Raw genomic sequence first — 20332 nt, 5'->3', positions numbered from 1 at the left:
ACAGACGTCGCGTGTGCTCCGCATGCTGCAGAGTCTGACGCGGACGAAGGCGGGCACGCTCAGCGCCCCGGCGATGAGCGGATGAGCGAGAGCGCCAAGAACAACTTTCCCCTGTGGTGAGACGTAGACCGCGGGGGCGGCGTGCACCAGGTGCGCCGCCGCGTCACGTGCAGGGCAAGCAAGAGCCTGCCACTCCGGCCTCGCCGATGCAGGCTGTGTCTCCTGGCAGACCGGGCACAGCAGGGACAGCGGGGACGTCATGCGATGTGGCGGGTTGCGGACGGAGCGCGAAGCTCCATCGACGGCCGTGGGACCGCGCCACGACGCTCTCTCAGGAAACTGCCGCAAAAGGCCAGGTCAAACGCGTCCAAGGTGCGCTGGCACGCTGCGACAGCGGGCCTGTACCGCACGGCGTGCGGCTGGTACCGCACGAGCAACCGCCGCGCAATGCACGTTTCCCCAGGTCAGAACGATTCTGCCTGGGGAAGCTGGGTGGGGCGGGTGGGACTCGAACCCACGGCCGACGGATTATGAGTCCGCTGCTCTAACCGGCTGAGCTACCGCCCCGTTTCGGCGTGGCGCGTACATGTGTGCGCACCGTCTGCCGCAGCATAGCCGGTCATACGATCTGCCGCTGCGGATGCCCGGTCGCTGATGACCATGAAGACGGCGCTGCTCGGCGGCCGGTTCCGGGCATACGAAAAAGGACCCCTGAGGGGCCCTGTTCCGATCGCTCCCCCGACTGGACTCGAACCAGTAACCCTCCGGTTAACAGCCGAATGCTCTGCCAATTGAGCTACAGGGGATCGCGCTCCCCCGACTGGACTCGAACCAGTAACCTGCCGGTTAACAGCCGGCTGCTCTGCCAATTGAGCTACAGGGGATTGCTGCGGTGCCTCGAACGCACCTGCCTGGCGGATGCCGGGCGGCGCGCGTTCGCTGCGACACATACATTAGCGCAAGCAGGGGGGTGCTTCGCCAATCGGTAGTGACCGGGGTGATCTCGGGCGTCTGCGGGTAGGCGGGGCAGCACACGTCGCACGGAGCGAAGGAAGGGTGGCACCCATGCGGTACCGGCTCACGTTCATCGCCGGAGTGGCCCTCGGTTACGTGCTCGGCACGCGGGCCGGGCGCGAGCGTTACGAGCAGCTGAAGAAGTCCGCACGCCAGTTCGCCCAGAACCCGGCCGTGCGCAACACCTGCGAGACCGCGGCCCAGAGCGGCCGGGAGTTCGCGGGGAAGGCGTACCACGCGGTCGGCGAGAAGGTCGGCGACAAGGTGCCCGCGTCCGTGACGGAGCGGGTGCGGTCGCTGCGCGGGCGCGGTGCGGGCGGCGAGGACGACTGGGGGACCACCAACACCTGAGTCGGTCCGGACCCACGTCTGCCGCACCACCGGTACGGGAAACCTCCGGTGGTGCGGCAGAATCTGTGTATGGGCATAGTCGCCGGCTTGGACAGTTCTTCCGCGTTCACTCACATCGTGGTCTGCGATACGGACACGGGCGCCGTACTGCGGCAGGGGTACGCCGCGCATCCCGTCGAGGCGAAGGCCACCGAGGTCGACCCGCAGGCGTGGCTGCTCTCCCTCGGTGAGGCCGCCACGGGCGGGCTGCTCGAAGGCGTGCAGGCGATCGGGGTGTCCGCGCAGCAGCACGGCCTCGTACCACTGGACCACCAGGGCAACCTGGTACGCCCGGCGCTGCTCGGCAACGACAAGCGGGCGCAGGCCGCCGCGGCCGATCTCATCGACGGGCTCGGCGGGCGGCAGGCCTGGGCCGAGGCGGTCGGGGCGGTGCCGCAGGCCGCGCAGCCGGTCTCGAAGCTGCGCTGGCTGGCGCGGACCGAGCCGGAGCAGGCGCAGCGGGTCGCCGCGGTGATGCAGCCGCACGACTGGCTGGTGTGGCAGTTGCTGGGGCGGCCCGCCCGGCGGACCACCGACCGGGGCGCGGCGTCCGGGACCGGGTTCTGGTCGGCGGGCAGCGAGTCCTACCGGCCGGAGCTGGTGGAGCTGGCACTCGGTCACCAGGCGGCGCTGCCGGAGGTGCTCGGTCCTTCCGAGGCCGCCGGGACGACGCCGGAGGGGCTGCTGATCTCCGCCGGGACCGGCGAGACCATGGCGGCGGCCTTCGGGCTCGGCGTCGGGGTCGGGGACGCGGTCGTGTCGCTGGGGGCATCGGGTTCGGTGATGGCGGTGCATCACGAGGCGCTGGCCGATCCGACCGGGATGATCACCTCGTTCGCCGACGCGACGGGCATGCATCTGCCGGTGGTGCACACGTCGAACGCGGTGCGGGTCCTGCGCGGGACCGCCGAGATGCTGGGCGTGGAGGGGCTCGACGCGCTCTCGGCGCTGGCGCTGAAGTCGACGCCCGGCTCCTCGGGGCTCGTACTGCTGCCGTATCTGGAGGGTGAGCGGACCCCGCAGCTGCCGCACACCGCCGGGACCCTGTGCGGGCTGCGGCGGGAGTCGATGAAGCCGGAGCATCTGGCGCGGGCCGCGTTCGAGGGGATGCTCTGCTCGCTGGCCGACGCGCTCGACGTGCTGCGCGGCCGGGGCGTGGAGGTGCGGCGGGTGTTCCTGCTGGGGGCGGCGGCCGAGCTGCCGGCGGTGCGGCAGCTGGCGCCCGCGCTGCTGGGGACGCAGGTCGTCGTGGTGCAGCCGGCGCAGTACGCGGCGCTGGGCGCCGCCCGGCAGGCGGCCTGGGCGCTGGGGGTCTCGCAGGGCTCGCTCGACGGGCGTACGCCCCCGGCCTGGCAGGGTGCCGCGGCGCAGGTGCTGGAGCCGGGCGAGGAGCTGCCGGTGGGGCAGGCCGTGCGCCAGCAGTACGTGGCGACCAGGGACCAGATCCACCCGGGAGCGTTCTCCCCTGTGCGGTGAGTGAGGGCGGGGCCGCGGAATTATGGACCGAGTCTGGTTTTTGACCTGGACTTGAACAAAACCGTTCGCGGTCCCGGTGAGCGGTGCCGGAAGATGGGTCGGCTCCCCCAGACCTACGCCGACTCCGAGAGACACGCGTGCTCATAAAACTCCTGCGGGCCTATCTCGCTCCGTACAAGAAACCGCTCGCGGTGCTGGTCGTCTTCCAGTTGTTGCAGACCTCCGCGACCCTCTACCTCCCGACCCTCAACGCCGACATCATCGACAACGGTGTCGTGAAGGGGGACACGGGCTACATCCTTCAGTACGGCGGCGTGATGCTCGTCGTCAGCATCGCCCAGGTGATCTGCAACATCGGGGCGGTCTACATCGGTGCCCGTACCGCGTCCGCGCTCGGGCGCGATGTGCGTGCTTCGGTCTTCGACCGGGTGCAGTCGTTCTCCTCGCGCGAGGTCGGACGGTTCGGCGCCCCCTCGCTGATCACCCGTACGACCAATGACGTCCAGCAGATACAGATGCTGGTCCTGATGTCGTTCACGCTGATGGTGTCGGCCCCGATCATGTGCATCGGCGGCGTCGTCATGGCGCTCGGCCAGGACATCCCGCTGTCGGCGGTGCTGCTCGCGGTGGTGCCGGTCCTCGGGATCGCGGTGAGTCTCATCGTGCGGAAGATGCGCCCGCTGTTCCGGCTGATGCAGGAGCGGCTCGACACGGTGAACCGGGTGCTGCGCGAGCAGATCACCGGCAACCGCGTCATCCGCGCGTTCGTCCGCGACGACTACGAGGAGGGGCGCTTCAGGGGCGCGAACACCGAGCTGACGGACGTGACGCTGTCCACGGGCCGGCTGATGGCGCTGATGTTCCCGACCGTGATGACCGTCGTGAACGTGTCCTCGATCGTCGTCGTCTGGTTCGGTGCGCACCGCATCGACAGCGGCGGGATGGAGATCGGCGCGCTGACCGCGTTCCTCGCCTATCTGATGCAGATCGTCATGTCGGTGATGATGGCCACCTTCATGTTCATCATGGTGCCGCGCGCCGAGGTCTGCGCCGAGCGCATCCAGGAGGTCCTGGAGACCGATTCCAGCGTCGTCCCGCCCAGCGCGCCGGTGCGGGAGCTGCGCGCCCACGGCCATCTGGAGGTGCGCGGCGCGGACTTCCGCTACCCGGGCGCCGAGGAGCCGGTGCTGCGGTCGGTGGACCTGGTGGCGCGGCCGGGCGAGACGACCGCGATCATCGGGTCGACGGGCAGCGGGAAGTCGACGCTGCTCGGTCTCGTACCCCGGCTGTTCGATGTGTCGGACGGTCAGGTGCTGGTCGACGGGACGGACGTGCGGACGCTGGATCCGGTGCTGCTGGCGAAGACCGTGAGCCTGGTCCCGCAGAAGCCGTACCTGTTCTCCGGGACGGTCGCGACGAACCTGCGGTACGGGAATCCGGACGCGACCGACGAGGAGCTGTGGCACGCGCTGGAGGTCGCCCAGGCGAAGGAGTTCGTGGAGGGCCTGGAGCACGGGCTCGACGCGCCGATCGCGCAGGGGGGCACCAATGTCTCCGGCGGTCAGCGCCAGCGGCTCTCCATCGCGCGGACGCTGGTGCAGCAGCCGGAGATCTATCTCTTCGACGACTCGTTCTCGGCGCTGGACTACGCGACGGACGCGGCGCTGCGGGCGGCGCTGCTGCGGGAGACCGCGCGGGCGACGGTGGTGATCGTGGCCCAGCGGGTGTCCACGATCCGTGACGCCGACCGGATCATCGTGCTGGACGAGGGGCAGGTCGTCGGGACCGGCACCCACCACGAGCTGATGGACGGCAATGACACCTACCGGGAGATCGTGCTCTCCCAGCTGACGGAAGCGGAGGCCGCGTAATGGCCGGGCCTGGCGGACGCATGATGGCGGGCGGGGCGCCGACCGAGCGGTCCATGGACTTCAAGGGGTCCTCGAAGCGGCTGCTGAAGCGCTTCGGCGTCGAGAAGAACACCCTGTACGCGATGCTGGCGGGCATAGCGCTGAGCGTCGGGCTCTCCGTGCTCGGCCCGAAGGTCCTCGGCAAGGCGACGGACCTGGTGTTCGCCGGGGTCGTCGGCCGGGGCCTGGAGGCGGGGACGACGAAGGAGCAGGCCGTCGAGGGCCTGCGCGGGACCAACAGCAGCCTGGCCGACGTGCTGTCCACGGTGGACTTCACACCGGGGCAGGGCATCGACTTCACCGCGGTGGCCCAGGTGCTGCTCGTGGCGCTGACGGTGTACCTCGGCGCGGGGCTGCTGATGCTGGTGTCGACGCGGCTGGCGATCCGGGTGATCAACGGGGTCGTCTTCCAGCTGCGCGAGGACATCCAGACGAAGCTGTCGCGGCTGCCGCTGTCGTACTTCGACCGCGCCAAGCGCGGCGACGTGCTGAGCCGGGCGACCAACGACATCGACAACATCTCGCAGACGATGCAGCAGACGATGGGCCAGCTCATCAACTCCCTGCTGACGATCATCGGCGTGCTGGTGATGATGTTCTGGATCTCGCCGCTGCTGGCGCTGGTCGCACTGGTGACGGTGCCGCTGTCGGTGGTCGTGGCGACGAAGGTCGGCAAGCGCTCGCAACCGCACTTCGTCCAGCAGTGGAAGGTGACGGGCAAGCTCAACGCCCACATCGAGGAGATGTACACCGGGCACACCCTGGTGAAGGTCTTCGGCCGGCAGCAGGAGTCCGCGCGGGACTTCGCCGAGCAGAACGAGGCGCTGTACGAGGCCGGGTTCAAGGCGCAGTTCAACAGCGGGATCATGCAGCCGCTGATGATGTTCGTCTCGAACCTGAACTACGTGCTGATCGCCGTGGTCGGTGGCCTGCGGGTGGCGTCCGGCACGCTCTCGATCGGTGATGTGCAGGCGTTCATCCAGTACTCGCGGCAGTTCTCGATGCCGCTGACCCAGGTCGCCTCGATGGCGAACCTGGTGCAGTCGGGGGTGGCGTCGGCGGAGCGGATCTTCGAGCTGCTGGACGCCGACGAGCAGGAGCCCGACCCGGCGAAGGACAAGGGCGAGCACCCCGGCATCCTGCGCGGCAGCGTCGCGCTGGAGAAGGTGGCGTTCCGCTACGACCCGGAGAAGCCGCTCATCGAGGACCTGTCGCTGAACGTCGAACCGGGCCACACGGTCGCGATCGTCGGCCCGACGGGCGCCGGCAAGACGACGCTGGTCAACCTCCTGATGCGGTTCTACGAGGTGACGGGCGGCCGGATCACGCTCGACGGGGTCGACATCGCGAAGATGTCGCGGGCCGATCTGCGGTCGGGCATCGGCATGGTCCTCCAGGACACCTGGCTGTTCGGCGGGACCATCGCGGAGAACATCGCGTACGGGGCGTCGGGCGACGTCACCCGGGAGCGGATCGAGGAGGCGGCGAAGGCGGCCCACGCCGACCGCTTCATCCGTACCCTGCCGGACGGTTACGACACGGTGATCGACGACGACGGCGCCGGGGTCAGCGCGGGCGAGAAGCAGCTGATCACCATCGCACGCGCGTTCCTGTCCGACCCGGTGATACTGGTGCTGGACGAGGCGACCAGCTCCGTCGACACCCGTACCGAGGTGCTGATCCAGAAGGCGATGGCGGGCCTCGCGCACGGCCGTACGAGCTTCGTGATCGCGCACCGGCTCTCCACCATCCGGGACGCCGACATCATCCTGGTCATGGAGAACGGGTCGATCGTCGAGCAGGGCACGCACGACGAATTGCTGGCGGCCGACGGTGCGTACGCACGGCTGTACGCGGCGCAGTTCGCCCAGGCGGTCGTCGAGGTCGACTGAGCCGTACGGAGTTCCGCGGCTGCCCCGGCCGTACGCGCGTGCGCGTCAGTCGAGGTAGCCGCGGAGCTGTTCGGCCAGGGCGTGGTCGCGCAGCTTGTTGAGGGTCTTGGACTCGATCTGGCGGATGCGTTCGCGCGTCACGCCGAAGATGTGGCCGATCTCCTCCAGGGTGCGGGGCCGGCCGTCGGCCAGCCCGTAGCGCAGCTGGACCACTTTGCGTTCGCGCTCCCCCAGGGTGGAGAGAACGGCCTCCAGGTGCCGGCGCAGCAGCAGGAAGGCCGCGGACTCCACGGGGGACGCGGCGTCCCCGTCCTCGATGAGGTCGCCGAGCGAGACGTCGTCCTCCTCGCCGACCGGGGCGTGCAGGGAGACGGGTTCCTGGGCGAGGCGGAGGATCTCGCCGACCCGTTCGGGCGTGAGGTCGAGGTGGGCGGCGACCTCCTCGGGCGTGGGCTCGTAGCCGCGTTCCTGGAGCATGCGGCGCTGGACCCGGACGACGCGGTTGATCAGCTCGACGACGTGGACCGGGACCCTTATGGTCCGGGCCTGGTCGGCGAGGGCGCGGGACATGGCCTGCCGGATCCACCAGGTCGCGTACGTGGAGAACTTGTAGCCGCGGGCGTAGTCGAACTTCTCCACGGCCCGGATCAGGCCGAGGTTCCCCTCCTGGACGAGGTCGAGCATGGTCAGGCCGCGGCCCACGTAGCGTTTGGCCACCGAGACCACCAGGCGCAGGTTGGCCTCGATGAGGCGGCGCTTGGCCGTCCGGCCCATGACGACGAGGCGGTCCAGGTCGACGGCGAGGCGGGTGTCCGGGTCGGGGGTGCGGGCGAGGCGTTCCTCGGCGAACAGGCCGGCCTCGACGCGGCGGGCGAGTTCGACCTCGTCGGCGGCGGTGAGCAGCGGGATGCGGCCGATCTCGCGCAGGTACTGGCGGAACAGGTCGGAGGTGGGGCCGGTCTCCGGCCGGCCGCGCGGCTGAGGGGGCTCGTCCGGCTCCACGGACTCCTCCATGACCGCCTCGGGGTGGCGCGCGGCCCCGGCCTGCACGGGGATGGCGGGCAGGCTCTCGGTATCGGTCACGGTCCGGGTCTGCACGGGGGCGACCTCCAGGTGATCGCTGCCGGACCGCGGGGATGGGGCCGCGCTCCGATGACTCAGGCACCGCCATCCAGTGTGGGGTACGACACACAGCTGCCACGAGGGGCGTGCGGTGACTTTCTGGGACCTGGGAGGGGCATTCCGTGACCGGCCGGCCGCGGCGGGCCGGGGTCAGAGGGCGGCGGCGCCGTGGTTGCGCAGGGACTGGGCGTACTGCTGGAGGACCCAGACCTCGTTCTGCGCGGCGGCCAGGTGGTCGGGGGCGACGTTGCTGCCGAGGCGGGCCAGGCTGCTCTGGACGTCGTTGATCCGGCGGTCGACTGCGCGCAGGCGGACCTTGACCAGGTGCTCGCCGGCGTAGGCCTCGTCGATGGACTTGCCGTGGAAGACCTCGACCGCCAGCTCGGTGACCAGCTTGCGCACGGTCTCGTCGGGGGTGGCGTCGAGCACCCGGACCAGGTATTCGCGGTTGTCGCCGAGGCCCTGTTCGGCGCCGCCGGCCTCCGCGACGCATTCGCGCACGGCGGCGTAGGGCGGGGCGGTGAACTCGTCGGTCCCGTAGGCGTCGAAGGCGGGCGAGACCAGTTCGGGCTTCTGGAGGGCGAGCTTGAGCAGCTCGCGTTCGGTGCGGTGGGCGGGGCTGCGGAGGTTGAGCGCGGGGCCGGAGACCGCGGGCGGGGCCTGGACCTGCTGCTGGTGGCGGGCGCCGTTGCGGGGGGCGGGGGCGCGCCGGTCGCCGCCCCGGCCGCGGGCCCACTGGGCGAGCTGGTTGACCCGGTGGACGACGTACTCCTGGTCCAGGATGCCGACGAAGCCGGCCAGCTGGACGGCGACCTCGCGCTGGATGCTGCCCGTCTTGATCTTGGCGACGACCTGGGCGGCCTCGTCCAGGGCGGCGGCGCGGCCCGCCGGGGTCTCCAGGTCGTAGCGGGCGACGATCTGGCGCAGTGCGAACTCGAAGAGCGGGGTGCGGGGTTCGACCAGGTCGCGGACGGCGTCGTCGCCCTTGGCCAGGCGCAGGTCGCACGGGTCCATGTTGTCGGGGGCGATGGCGATGTAGGTCTCGGCGGCGAACTTCTGGTCGTCCTCGAAGGCGCGCAGGGCGGCCTTCTGGCCGGCCGCGTCACCGTCGAAGGTGAAGATCACGCGGGCGCTGCCGTTGTCCATGAGGAGCCGGCGCAGGATCTTGATGTGGTCGCCGCCGAACGCCGTGCCGCAGGTGGCGATGGCGGTGGTGACCCCGGCGAGGTGGCAGGCCATCACGTCGGTGTAGCCCTCGACGACGACGGCCCGGCTGGACTTCGCGATGTCCTTCTTGGCCAGGTCGATGCCGTAGAGCACCTGGGACTTCTTGTAGATCGGGGTCTCGGGGGTGTTGAGGTACTTCGGGCCGTTGTCGTCGTCGCGCAGCTTGCGGGCGCCGAAGCCGACGACGTCGCCCGCGGTGTCGCGGATCGGCCACATCAGGCGGCCGCGGAAGCGGTCGATGGGGCCGCGCCTGCCGTCCTGGGAGAGGCCGGAGGTGATCAGCTCCTTGTCGCTGAAGCCCTTGCCGCGCAGGAAGCGGGTGAGGTGGTCCCAGCCGGCCGGGCTGTAGCCGACGCCGAAGTGGGTGGCGGCGGCCTGGTCGAAGCCGCGCTCGGCGAGGAACTTCCGGCCGATCTCGGCCTCGGGGCCGTCCAGCTGGTCCACGTAGAACTGGGCGGCCGCCTTGTGCGCCTCGACCAGCCTGATCCGCTCGCCGCGCTGGTGGGAGGGGTTGTAGCCGCCCTCCTCGTAGCGCAGGGTGATGCCGGCCTTGGCGGCGAGCCGCTCGACCACCTCGGCGAAGGTCAGGTGGTCGATCTTCTGCACGAAGGCGATCGTGTCGCCGCCCTCCTGGCAGCCGAAGCAGTGGAAGAGGCCCTTGCTCGGACTGACCTGGAAGGAGGGGGACTTCTCGTCGTGGAAGGGGCACAGGCCCTTGAGGTTTCCCCCGCCGGCGTTGCGCAGCTGGAGATACTCGGAAACGACGGCGTCGATCGGGACCGCGTCCCGTACCGCCTTCACATCGTCGTCATTGATCCTGCCTGCCACGCGTGAAGTCTACGGGGGAGCTACGACAACCCACGCCCGGAGGCGGGTCCCCTTGCGGGGTGCGCCTTTGTGCGGTGGGTGGGGGTGGGGTCCCTCGGGGAAGACTCCTCGAAAATGGCGTGCGCACCCGACGACGAACAGATACCCGGGTCGTACGCCATTTCCTGCGGGGACTCCCCCGCACGCCCCCACCCGCTCTCGCGTGCGTCCGCACACCGGCCCTACGTCTGCCGCAGACGCGTGGCGGCCGGTCAGATCAGGGACTCCAGCGGTACCGACGGGTCGGCCAGGGCGTCCGGGTCGACCGGGCGGCCGGCCCTGATCAGCTTCTGCACGGTCTCCGTGACATCCCACACGTTCACGTTCATCCCGGCGAGCACGGTGCGGTCCTTCAGCCAGAACGCGATGAAGCGGCGCTTGCCCGCGTCGCCCCGGATGACGACCTGGTCGTAGCTGCCCGGGGGCGCCCAGCCGGAGTATTCGAGGCCGAGGTCGTACTGGTCGGAGAAGAAGTACGGCACCCGGTCGTAGCTGACGTCCTGGCCGAGCATGGCGCGGGCCGCCGCGGGGCCGCTGTTCAGGGCGTTGGCCCAGTGCTCCACGCGGAGCCGGGAACCGAGCAGCGGATGGACCGCGCACGCCACGTCACCGGCGGCGTGGATGTGCGGGTCGCTGGTGCGCAGCGAGGCGTCGACCGCGATGCCGCCGCCCTGTTCGCGCGGGGCGATGTCGAGGCCGGCCGCCTCGGCGAGCGCGGTGCGCGGGGCGGCGCCGATCGCGGCGAGCACGTCGTGGGCGGGGTGCTCCTCGCCGTCGTCGGTGCGCACGGCGAGGACCATGCCGTCCTGGCCGACGATCTCGGTGAGCCGGCCGCCGAAGTGGAAGCGGACGCCGTGGTCGCTGTGCAGCTCGGTGAAGATCTGGCCCAGCTCGGGGCCGATGACCCGCAGCAGCGGGGTGGCCTCCGGTTCGACGACGGTGACCTCGGCGCCGTAGCCGCGGGCCGCCGCGGCGACCTCCAGGCCGATCCAGCCGGCCCCGGCGATCACCAGGTGGCCGTTGTCGCGGCCGAGCGCGGCCAGCACGTTGCGCAGCCGGTCGGCGTGGGCGAGGCGGCGCAGGTGGTGGACGCCCGCGAGGTCCGTGCCGGGCACGTCGAGGCGGCGCGGTTCGGCGCCGGTGGCCAGCAGCAGCTTGTCGTAGTGGATGACGGCGCCGTCACCCAGCTCCACGGAGCGGGCGTCGCGGTTCAGGGCGGTGACGGGCTGGCCGAGGTGGAGTTCGATGTCGGCCGACGCGTACCAGGCGGTCTCGTGGACGAAGACGCTGTCGCGCTCCTCCTTCCCCGCGAGGTACCCCTTGGACAGTGGCGGGCGTTCGTAGGGATGGTCGCGCTCGTCGCCGATCAGGATGACCCGGCCGCTGAAACCCTCCGACCGGAGGGTCTGGGCTGCCTTCGCCCCTGCGAGTCCTCCGCCGACGATGACGAACGTCCGATGTGCGTCGACCACGTGATGCCTCCTCGGTGCTTGCTGCTGCGCGGCGCCAACTGCGAGCGTCCCGCACGCAGCGTAGTGGCGAAAGGGGGTGTGGCCCGATCAGGTCACCCCCGGTGGCGGTCAGACGCGGGGTGCGGTGAGCGCGCGGTGCAGGGATCGGGCCGACGCGTCGGTGAGGGCGGCGATCTGGTCGACGACGACCCGCTTGCGGGCCCGGTCGTCGGGCGCCGCCTCGTACAGCGCGCGCAGCTGCGGCTCCAGGCCCTCGGGGGCGCGGGCGGTCAGCGCGGCGGCCAGCTCGGCGATGACGATCCGCTGGCCGGCCCGGATCTCCTCCTGTTCGGCGCGCTGCATGACGTAGCGGTCGGCGATGGCCTTGAGCACCGCGCACTCGTTGCGCGCGCCCCGGGGGACGACGAGCTCGGCGCCGTACCTGCCGAGGCGTCCGGTGCCGTACGCCTCGCGGGTGGCGGTCTCGGCGGCGAGGCAGAACCGGCCGATCAGCTGGCTGGTGGCGTCCTTCAGCCGGGCCTGGGCGACGGCGGACCCGTCGTAGCCGTGCGGCCACCACTCCTGGGCGATGAGCCGGTCCAGGGCCTCGGCCAGTTCCCCCGGGTCGGTGTCGGCCGGGACGTACCGCCCGACGGCGACGCCCCAGATCTCCTGGCGCTCCGGCTCGGCCTCCAGGCAGTTGGGGTCGATGTGCCCGGCGTGCAGCCCGTCCTCGAAGTCGTGGACGGAGTACGCCACGTCGTCGGACCAGTCCATGACCTGGGCCTCGAAGCACTTGCGGTGGAGCGGGGCGCCCTCGCGGAACCACTCGAAGACCGGGAGGTCGTCCTCGTAGACCCCGAATTTGGGTGAGCCGGGGTCGGTGGGGTGCGCGGCCCGGGGCCAGGGGTATTTGGTGGCGGCGTCGAGCGCGGCGCGGGTGAGGTTGAGCCCGACGCTGACCAGGTCGCCGGTGCGGGTGTCGGGGACGAAGCGCTTGGGTTCGAGACGGGTCAGCAGCCGCAGCGACTGGGCGTTGCCCTCGAAGCCGCCGCAGTCGGACGCGAAGTCGTTGAGCGCCTGCTCGCCGTTGTGGCCGAAGGGCGGGTGGCCCATGTCGTGGGAGAGGCAGGCCGCCTCGACCAGGTCGGGGTCGCAGCCGAGGGCGGCGCCGAGCTCGCGGCCGACCTGGGCGCACTCCAGGGAGTGGGTGAGCCGGGTGCGCGGGCTGGCGTCCCAGGCCGGGCTGCGGGTGCCCGGCGTGACGACCTGGGTCTTCCCGGCGAGCCTGCGCAGCGCGGCGGAGTGGAGCACGCGGGCGCGGTCGCGCTGGAAGGCGGTGCGGCCCGGTCGTTTGTCCGGCTCGGGGTCCCAGCGCTCGGCGTCGGCCGGGCCGTAGGGCGCCGCCCCGGGGTGCTGTGTGCCGTCCGTGCCGTTCATGGCACCGACCCTAATCGGCCGCGCGGGCAGGAGCGGTCAGGCGGGGGCCGGGAAACGTGTGTTCATCAGGGTTTCGTACTCCGGTGCGCCGCCCGCCCGCGCCCGGTCGTAGCGGTGCAGGAGCAGCCGGGCCATCGCCGGGTGGGCGCCGAGCGGGGCGGCGGCGATCCAGGGCGCCCCGGCCGCCGCCGCGGAGGCGAACCGCCCGGGTGCGGTGAAGTACGAGGCGATGGCGATCCGGTGGTGGCCCCGGGCGGCGAGCGCGCGCACGGCGGCCCGGACGGTGGGCGCGGCGGCGGAGGCGTACGCGGGTACGACGGGCACCCCGCCGAGCCGTTCCCCGAGCAGCCGTGCGGTGCGCCGGGTGTCGGCGGCCGATTCGGGGTCGCGCGATCCGGCGGCGGCGAGCACGACCGCGCTGTCGCGGCTCCCCCGGTCCGAGGGGTGCCAGCCCGCCTCCGTGAGCCGGCCGTGCAGCGCCTCCACCAGCAGCGGGTGCGGCCCGAGCGGGCCCGCGGTCCGGGCGCGCAGGGCGGGGGCCGCGGCGACGGCGGCGGGGATGTCGTGCTTGACGTGGTGCCCGCGCCCGAGCAGCAGCGGTACGAGGACGGCGTCGCCGCTGCCGAGGGCGTGCAGGGTGTCCGGCAGGAGGGGCGCGTTGAGCTCGATGTGCCCGAGGCGGACATCGAGCCCGGGACGCAGTTCGCGCACCTGCGCGAGGAGTTCGGTCACGGTGTGCAGGGCGCGCGGGTCCCGGCTGCCGTGGGCGACGGCGACCAGGGCGGGGGCGGCGGGCGCGGTGCCGCTCGCGTGGCCGGGCGGGCTCGGGTACCGGATGCGGTGCATGAGCCGATGGTGGCGGAGCCAGGTTGCCGCGTCGTTGCACGCCGGTCACGGGGGTTTTCCGCCGCCTCACCCGGGGACGCGGCCCGCTGTCAGGAGGCGGCGCGCACCCGGGCGTACGTGCCCCGGCGCACGCCCGGATCGAGCCCCGGACGACCGCGCCGGACGACCGCCCCGGACAGCCGCCCCGGACAGTCTCCTCAGGCGTCCGTGCCCTGCGGCCTCCTCAGGCGTCCGTGCCCTGCCGGTCCCGGGTGGCGAACAGGTGCTCGATGATCTGGGCGACCCCGTCCTCCTCGTTGGTCCGGGCGTGCGTCGGCACGGCGGCCAGCACCGCGGGGTGGGCGTTGGCCATGGCGTAGCCGGTGCCGGCCCAGGTGAGGACGGTGAGGTCGTTGGGCATGTCCCCGAACGCGATGACCTCGGCGGCCTCGATGCCCCGGGCCGCGCACAGCACCGCGAGCGCACCGGCCTTGGTGACCCCGGGCGCGCTGATCTCCAGCAGCCCCCGCCCGCCGGAGTGGGTCAGCTGCACCGTGTCGCCCGCGCCCTGCCGGGCGGCGGCCAGCAGCGTGTCCGCGTCGAGCCGCTCCGACCAGGCGAGCAGCTTGGTGACGGGAGCCTCGGTCAGCCACAGCTCGGCGAGGGAGGGCACGGGCAGTTCGGCACCGGCGTCCTCGGACATGCGCAGCCGGTAGGCCGGTTCGTACAGCACCTGGTTGCCCGTCTCCAGTGCGAAGCCCACCTCCGGCACGGCGGCGGCGAGTGCGGTGGCGACCCGCTGGGCGACGGCCAGGGGCAGGACCTGGGAGGAGACGACGGTACGGCTCGCGATGTCGTAGACGAGCGCGCCGTTGCTGCACACCGCCGTTCCCGCGAGGCCGGTGGCCTCGGCGAGCCGGTCCACGAAGCGGGGCGGCCTAGCGGTCACGATGACGACCTCCGTCCCGGCGTCCCGCGCCACGCGCAGGGCGCGCAGGGTGCGGGGCGAGAGCGTGCCGTCACCCCGCAGAAGGGTTCCGTCGAGGTCGGAGGCGATCAACCGTGGGAGCGACATCGGCCGATGGTATCGGCCGGTACCAAGACGGCGAAGAATCGTTTCGGCCGTCGTGCGCCCGGGAAGCAGGGTCCCCTCCGGGCCACCCGTAACCCGACGAGCGGAGAACCCTCCCGGCCGTCCGATACCGACGAGTGCGGCCCCCTCCCGGCCGCCTGTAACCGACAAGTGAGCCCCCCCCCACCCGGCCGTTCGCAACCGGCGGGCGGAGAACCCTTTCGGCCGTTCGCTCGTCCAGGGAGGGAGAAGGGGGCGGGCCGGCTGCGCGCACGCCGCCCCGGCGCGGGAGACGGGCGAGTGAGGGCGGGGACGTGGGAGCACGGAAGTGGCTGACACCGTGGGGCGGACGGGCGGGCGGGGCCCGGCCGCGGAGGGCCGCCGCCGTGCTGCGCGGGGCCGCCTCCCGGGTGCGGCCCCGGCTGCCGCGCACCCGGCGGGGGCGGCGGCGGGCCGTGCAGGGGCTGATGGCCGCCTGCGTGCTCGCCCTCGCGCCCGCGACCTGGCTGCACGCGTTCGCCGACTCCCGGGTGCGGTCGGCCGACGACGTGCCGGCGCGGCAGGTCGCGGTGGTGTTCGGGGCCGGGCTGTGGGACGGGAAGCCGTCCCCGTACCTCGCGAACCGGCTGCGGACGGCCGCCGCGCTCTACCGGGACGACAAGGTGAAGGTCGTACTGGTGACCGGTGACAACAGCCGGGTGGAGTACGACGAGCCGAACGCGATGCGGACATTCCTGGTCGGGCAGGGCGTGCCGGACGACAGGATCGTCAGCGACTACGCGGGCTTCGACACGTGGGACTCCTGCGTGCGGGCCAAGAAGATCTTCGGCGTCGACCGTGCGGTGCTGGTGAGCCAGGGCTTCCACATCCGGCGGGCCATCGCGCTGTGCCGGGTGGCGGGGATCGACGCGTACGGCGTGGGCGTGACCGCCAAGCACGACGTGACCTGGTACTACGGCGGGACCAGGGAGGTGTTCGCGGCGGGGAAGGCGGCGCTGGACGCCCTGTTCAGGCCGGACCCGCACTTCCTGGGACCCCGGGAGCGGGGCGTGGACGAAGCCCTCGCGGCGGCCGCCGGATGACGGCCGCCGCCGGGCAGGGCGGCGCGTTCAGAGCGAGGTGACCGGGGCCGTCTCGGCGGAGACCCAGCCCAGGTAGCGGGCGCTGCCCCGCAGGATCGGCAGGGCGATGATCTCCGGGGTGTCGTAGTCGTGCGCCTCCTGGAGGTGGGCCTCCAGCTCGTCGTACCGCTCGGCCGTCGTCTTGAACAGCAGCTGCCACTCCTCGGTGGCCTCGACGGCGTTCTGCCAGCGATAGACCGAGGTGACGGGCGCGGAGATCTGCACGCAGGCGGCGAGCCGCGCCTCGACCACTCCCCGCGCCAGCTCCCTGGCCTTCTCCTCGCTGTCCGTCGTGGTCAGTACGGTCAGCCATGCCGGTGTCGTCACTTCGCGGTCTCCTCACGAGGGTGGGCGGTTGCGCTTCCCGGCCGATTGTCGGCCCCCGCGCCCCCGACGCGCCATCAGCCGGCGTACGGATGGGCGTCCCTCGCGGCCCGCAGCGCCCGGCCCCACCAGACCAGCTGGTCGAGCAGCGACTTCACCGCCGCGTCGGCCCCGGCCGGGTCGCGGTGCCTGCCCTCGTCGTCGAACTGGGCGCCGGCGTTGTGGAAGGAGACCGTGTCGCGGATCGAGACGGAGTGCAGTTCGGCGAAGACCTGCCGCAGGTGCTCGACCGCCCGGAGCCCGCCGGAGACCCCGCCGTAGGAGACGAAGGACACCGGCTTGGCCTGCCACTCGGCGCGGTACCAGTCGATGAGGTTCTTCAGTGGCGCCGGATAGGAGTGGTTGTACTCGGGGGTGACGACGACGAAGGCGTCGGCCCGCGCGAGCCGCGCCCCGACATCGGCGACCACCTCCCGGGAACCCGGCTCCGGGCGGTAGGAGAGGGCGGTGGGCAGGTCGAGCCCGGCGACGTCGATCAGCTCCGTCTCGATCGCCGGGTGGCCGTCGGCATGGGCGAGGAACCAGTCGGCGACGACGGGCGCGAACCGGCCCTCACGGTTGCTGGCGAGGATGACGGCCACCTTCAGGGGGGTGGTTCCGGACAGGGTGGCGGCGGTGGATTCCGCGGTGATGAGGTCCATGGCGAAGACGTTCGTACATCAACCAAGGTTGAGGTCAAGCGCGGCGGGGGAGAGTGCCGGAGCCGGTGGTCCGGCGCGGGATCATGGCCCCATGGAGACTCCCGCCGAAGGCCCGCACACCGTGCCCCTGCGCATCCACATCGAGGGCTCACGGCTGCCCGGCCGCTCGTGCCCGCCGGGGCCCGGCTTCCCCGGTTACGAGAACGTCCACGTGGGCGTCCAGCGCAAGGACCTGCCCGGCGAACTCCTGGGCCTGCACCCGGGCGACGCGGCCGGCGCCCACTGGACCCTGGACTGCACGGCGACCACGGACGAGGAGGGCGTCGCGGTGCGCGGGCCGTACGTGCAGAACCGGCTCGGCGGGCGCTTCGTCTACCTGTCCTGGGGCACGGTCGACGACGACGGACTGTTCTCCATGTTCCGGCGGGCCAAGCTGATGTTCACCGACATCGACGCGGACGTCCTGGCGGCGGCCACCGGCTCCGGCCACCTCACCGCACGGCTCCCGCTCTCCGACGCCGAGGGGCGGCCCCGCTGCGCCCGGATCAGGCCGCCGGTCGTCCAGTGGTCGGCCAACGCGCCGCAGGGCACGCCGAATGCAGTCCGCCCCCTCCGGACCCAGGGGGGGTAGGTCCGGAGGGGGCGGCGGCCGGGGGCGGCGGTGCGCACCGTCCCGTGGGGGGTTGTGATGCGTGTTCCCGCCCGGAGCGGGGTCACTCATGTGACGTACGACACATTTATCGGGGACCTCGTCACCCGATCGGCACCGAGGGGCGAAGAACCGCGCACCCTGCCCGCCGCCACCGCCACGACCTGCGGCGATACCCCGTGGCAAGGAGGCCGCGCCGGGCCGTACGGGTGAAAGCTGACTTGGTGTCAGCAGGCATGGGGGCCCGTACGGCTGTTGGCTCGGGGTCAGGACACACCCGCCAGCGCCCCTTGCTCGGAGGAAACCCCCATGCGCCGTCCTGCCCGACTCGTGACCGGCACCGCTGCCGCGGCCCTCGCCACCGCCGCGCTCGGCCTCAGCGCCGCCGCCCCGTCCGCGTACGGGGACGAGCCGGCACCCTTGCGGATCACCCCGGCGAGCGCCGCCCCGGGCGCCACGGTCACCGTGGACACCACCGCCTGCGGGAGCGACACCGGTGCCACCGGAGACGCGAGCGCGCTGGACGCCCCCCGGTTCCCGCTGGCGCCCGCCACGCTCGAAGAGGTGCTGGCCGGCTCGTTCCGGGTGCCGGGCGGCATCGAGCCGGGGCCGTACAGCATCGGCGTGGAGTGCGCGAACGGCAAGGAGGCCACCGGCGAGGTCGAGGTGCGGGCCGCGGACCGGGCGTCCGGGGACAGCGCGGCCGGTGCCTCGCGGGACTCCGGCTCCGGCGCCGCCTCGTCCGACGGCACCGCCTCGTCCGACGGCCCCGCCGAGGCCCCCGGCGCCTCCGACTACGACTTCACCGGCCCGAACGGCCTCGGCGGCCAGGACGGCCAGGACGGCCAGGACGGCCGGGAGGGGCTGGACGGCCGCGACGCGCTCGACGGCCTGGATGAGGCGGAGGCCGCCGGTTCGGCCCTCGTACCCGACGCGCCCGCGGAGGCGGGCCGCACCACGCCCACCGAGCGCCCGGCCCCCTCCGGCCACCAGAGCGCGCCCGGCAGGGACGAGGCCGGGTCCGGGTCCGGGTGGGACGAGACCGGGTCCGGCGGGCACGAGACCCCCACCGGGCCGCGCACCTCGGCCGCGCCCACCGCCCCCACGGGGCACGTGAAGACCGGAGTCGGCGGCAGCGTCGGACCGGACACCACCCAGATCGCGGCGGGAGCCGGCGTACTCGCCGCTGCCGCCGTCGGCGGAGCCTGGCTCCTGCGTCGCCGGGCGAGCGGCACGCAGGACGGCAGCTGACGGAGGCATCCACCCCTCCGTCCCGCCCGGTATCCGTCCCGGTGGCCTCGCGCCACCGGGACGGGACCCGTTCCGTTTTCGCACCCGGAGGACGACCGTGTCCCAGAAGGCCAAGGGCTGGCTGCTCGTCGTCGCGGCGCTGGCCGGTGTCTGGCTGATCCAGAACGGCGCGGGCACCCGGCTCACCCCGCCCGGACCCGCCGCCGCCGAGGCCTTCGCCGCCGGTCCCGCCCTGCTGCCCGGCTCCCCGGTCGCCGAACCGCTGCGCCCCTCCGCCCCCGTGCGCATCAGGATTCCGGCGATCCGGGTCGACGCGCCGATGATGCGGCTCGGCCTCGGGGCCGACGGCAGCCTCGACGTACCACCGGCCGGGAACACCGACATCGTCGGCTGGTACAAGGACGGCACCCCGCCCGGCGCCAGGGGCACGGCGATCGTCGCCGGCCATGTCGACAACGCCCAGGGCCCGTCCGTCTTCTACGACCTGGGCTCGCTGAAGAAGGGCAGCAGCGTCGAGGTGGACCGGCAGGACGGCCGTACCGCCGTGTTCACGCTCGACGCCATCGAGGTGTACGAGAGCGAGGAGTTCCCCGATCAGCGGGTGTACGGCGCGTCCGAGCACGCCTCGCTGCGGCTGATCACCTGCGGCGGCGGGTTCTCGGAGTCGACGGGCTACCGGGGCAACGTGGTGGCGTACGCCCACCTCACCGGCGTGCGCTGAGACGCCTCGGCACCCGGCTCAGGCGTGCCACTGGTCGAAGGCGAGCTTGGCGACCAGCGAGAAGACGACCACCAGCAGCACCCCGCGCACGAACTCGCTGCCCCTGCTCAGCGCCATCCGCGCCCCGAGCAGTCCGCCCGCCAGGTTGAACACCGCCATCAGCGCGGCCAGCTGCCACAGGACGTTGCCCTGGTAGGCGAACATCGCGAGGGCGCCCGCGTTGGTGCAGACGTTGACGATCTTGGCGGTCGCGGAGGCCGTCACCAGGTCGAGGTGGAGCACCGCGGTCAGCGCCAGCACCAGGAAGGTACCCGTGCCCGGCCCGAACAGCCCGTCGTACAGGCCGATGCCGCCGCCCACGAGGACGATCGCCGTGACCGTGCGGGCCCGGGTGACCCGGGGCGGGACGCCGTCCCCGGCAGCCCGGCCGAACTGGGGCCGCAGCATCACGAACCCGGCGACCGCCAGCAGGACCACCATGATCACCGGGCGCAGCACCTCGCTGCTGATCCCGGCGGCGAAGAACGCGCCGGTCATCGATCCGGCCAGGGCCGCGAGCCCGATCCGTACCGCCGTGCCGATCCTCACCGGCGCCTTGCGCGCGTAGGTGACGGCGGCGCCCGACGTGCCGACGATGGCGACCGCCTTGTTGGTGCCGAGGATCTGCGCGGCCGGCAGGTGCGGCAGCCCCAGCAGGAGCGCGGGCAGCAGGAGCAGCCCGCCACCGCCGACCACGGCGTCGATCCAGCCGGCCGCCGCGGCGGCTATGCACAGCACGACGAGCGTGGTCAGGGTGATGTCAGGCATGGTCGCGACCCTAAGGGAACGGCGACACGGTCACGGCGGGCAGGGCGCGGACCGACTGGCCGAGGCCATTGA

General features: G+C 72.5%; 17 protein-coding genes and 3 tRNA genes. 8 read left to right on the top strand and 12 right to left on the bottom strand.

Going from position 1 to position 20332, the window contains the following annotated elements:
- Positions 1–493: 493 nt before the first annotated feature.
- The 3 genes from B082_RS0110260 to B082_RS0110250 all read right to left on the bottom strand — a co-directional run bounded on the left by B082_RS0110260 (position 494) and on the right by B082_RS0110250 (position 884).
- Positions 494–567: transfer RNA gene (locus tag B082_RS0110260), tRNA-Ile, on the bottom strand.
- A 166-nt stretch (positions 568–733) separates the two neighbouring features.
- Positions 734–806: transfer RNA gene (locus B082_RS0110255), tRNA-Asn, on the bottom strand.
- 5 nt (positions 807–811) lie between these two features.
- Positions 812–884: transfer RNA gene (locus tag B082_RS0110250), tRNA-Asn, on the bottom strand.
- A gap of 181 nt (positions 885–1065) precedes the next feature.
- On the opposite strand from B082_RS0110250, the gene B082_RS0110245 reads away from it, so the two are divergent.
- From B082_RS0110245 to B082_RS0110230, 4 genes are all read left to right on the top strand, one after another.
- The gene (locus B082_RS0110245; RefSeq protein WP_018551709.1) at positions 1066–1365 is read left to right on the top strand and encodes a hypothetical protein; all 300 of its coding nucleotides are present in this window, start codon (positions 1066–1068) and stop codon (positions 1363–1365) included.
- A 69-nt stretch (positions 1366–1434) separates the two neighbouring features.
- Positions 1435–2880 carry an FGGY family carbohydrate kinase gene (locus B082_RS0110240; RefSeq protein ID WP_018551708.1) on the top strand — a complete coding sequence of 482 codons (1446 nt, stop codon included), beginning with the start codon at positions 1435–1437 and terminating at the stop codon, positions 2878–2880.
- Positions 2881–3017: 137 nt separating this feature from the next.
- Positions 3018–4751, top strand: coding sequence for an ABC transporter ATP-binding protein (locus B082_RS0110235; RefSeq protein WP_026249628.1), 1734 nt, complete (start codon positions 3018–3020; stop codon positions 4749–4751).
- Positions 4751–6682, top strand: coding sequence for an ABC transporter ATP-binding protein (locus tag B082_RS0110230; RefSeq protein ID WP_026249627.1), 1932 nt, complete (start codon positions 4751–4753; stop codon positions 6680–6682). Before B082_RS0110235 ends, B082_RS0110230 begins: the two co-directional genes overlap by 1 nt.
- A 45-nt stretch (positions 6683–6727) precedes the next feature.
- Here the strand turns inward: B082_RS0110230 and B082_RS0110225 are convergent, their stop codons facing one another.
- From B082_RS0110225 to B082_RS0110200, 6 genes are all read right to left on the bottom strand, one after another.
- Positions 6728–7780 (bottom strand): RNA polymerase sigma factor, encoded by a 1053-nt coding sequence (locus B082_RS0110225; protein ID WP_018551705.1) that lies wholly within the window; start codon positions 7778–7780, stop codon positions 6728–6730.
- Between the two features lie 174 nt (positions 7781–7954).
- The gene (dnaG, locus tag B082_RS0110220; protein ID WP_026249626.1) at positions 7955–9859 is read right to left on the bottom strand and encodes a DNA primase; all 1905 of its coding nucleotides are present in this window, start codon (positions 9857–9859) and stop codon (positions 7955–7957) included.
- Between the two features lie 251 nt (positions 9860–10110).
- Positions 10111–11370, bottom strand: coding sequence for an NAD(P)/FAD-dependent oxidoreductase (locus tag B082_RS0110215; protein ID WP_018551703.1), 1260 nt, complete (start codon positions 11368–11370; stop codon positions 10111–10113).
- 108 nt (positions 11371–11478) lie between these two features.
- Positions 11479–12789, bottom strand: coding sequence for a deoxyguanosinetriphosphate triphosphohydrolase (locus B082_RS0110210; protein WP_018551702.1), 1311 nt, complete (start codon positions 12787–12789; stop codon positions 11479–11481).
- A 36-nt stretch (positions 12790–12825) separates the two neighbouring features.
- Positions 12826–13635, bottom strand: a complete 810-nt coding sequence (locus B082_RS0110205; protein WP_018551701.1) for a sirohydrochlorin chelatase — start codon at positions 13633–13635, stop codon at positions 12826–12828.
- A 223-nt stretch (positions 13636–13858) separates the two neighbouring features.
- Complete coding sequence (locus tag B082_RS0110200) at positions 13859–14674, bottom strand: Cof-type HAD-IIB family hydrolase (protein WP_018551700.1); 816 nt, start codon at positions 14672–14674, stop codon at positions 13859–13861.
- Positions 14675–15072: 398 nt separating this feature from the next.
- Between B082_RS0110200 and B082_RS0110195 the strand changes: the two genes are divergently transcribed.
- Entirely contained in the window at positions 15073–15768 is a 696-nt protein-coding gene (locus B082_RS0110195) for a SanA/YdcF family protein (protein ID WP_018551699.1), read from the top strand.
- A gap of 27 nt (positions 15769–15795) precedes the next feature.
- Here B082_RS0110195 and cutA read toward each other — a convergent pair whose 3' ends face one another.
- Positions 15796–16134, bottom strand: a complete 339-nt coding sequence (gene cutA / locus B082_RS0110190; RefSeq protein WP_018551698.1) for a divalent-cation tolerance protein CutA — start codon at positions 16132–16134, stop codon at positions 15796–15798.
- A 74-nt stretch (positions 16135–16208) separates the two neighbouring features.
- On the bottom strand, positions 16209–16832 hold the full coding sequence (locus B082_RS0110185; RefSeq protein WP_018551697.1) for an NADPH-dependent FMN reductase: 624 nt from the start codon (positions 16830–16832) through the stop codon (positions 16209–16211).
- A 91-nt stretch (positions 16833–16923) separates the two neighbouring features.
- Between B082_RS0110185 and B082_RS0110180 the strand changes: the two genes are divergently transcribed.
- From B082_RS0110180 to B082_RS0110170, 3 genes are all read left to right on the top strand, one after another.
- On the top strand, positions 16924–17463 hold the full coding sequence (locus B082_RS0110180; RefSeq protein ID WP_018551696.1) for a DUF5990 family protein: 540 nt from the start codon (positions 16924–16926) through the stop codon (positions 17461–17463).
- A gap of 327 nt (positions 17464–17790) precedes the next feature.
- Positions 17791–18732: a hypothetical protein gene (locus B082_RS0110175; RefSeq protein ID WP_202453171.1), complete on the top strand. Its 942-nt coding sequence runs from the start codon at positions 17791–17793 to the stop codon at positions 18730–18732.
- Between the two features lie 97 nt (positions 18733–18829).
- On the top strand, positions 18830–19453 hold the full coding sequence (locus tag B082_RS0110170) for a class F sortase (protein ID WP_018551694.1): 624 nt from the start codon (positions 18830–18832) through the stop codon (positions 19451–19453).
- An 18-nt stretch (positions 19454–19471) separates the two neighbouring features.
- Here the strand turns inward: B082_RS0110170 and B082_RS0110165 are convergent, their stop codons facing one another.
- Positions 19472–20260: a sulfite exporter TauE/SafE family protein gene (locus tag B082_RS0110165; protein ID WP_018551693.1), complete on the bottom strand. Its 789-nt coding sequence runs from the start codon at positions 20258–20260 to the stop codon at positions 19472–19474.
- Positions 20261–20332: the final 72 nt, after the last annotated feature.

Source organism: Streptomyces sp. ATexAB-D23 (genome assembly GCF_000373645.1).
GTDB classification, from domain to species: Bacteria; Actinomycetota; Actinomycetes; order Streptomycetales; family Streptomycetaceae; genus Streptomyces; species Streptomyces castrisilvae.
Note: the sequence above shows the minus strand (reverse complement) of the source record. Positions and strands in the feature narration are given on the sequence as shown.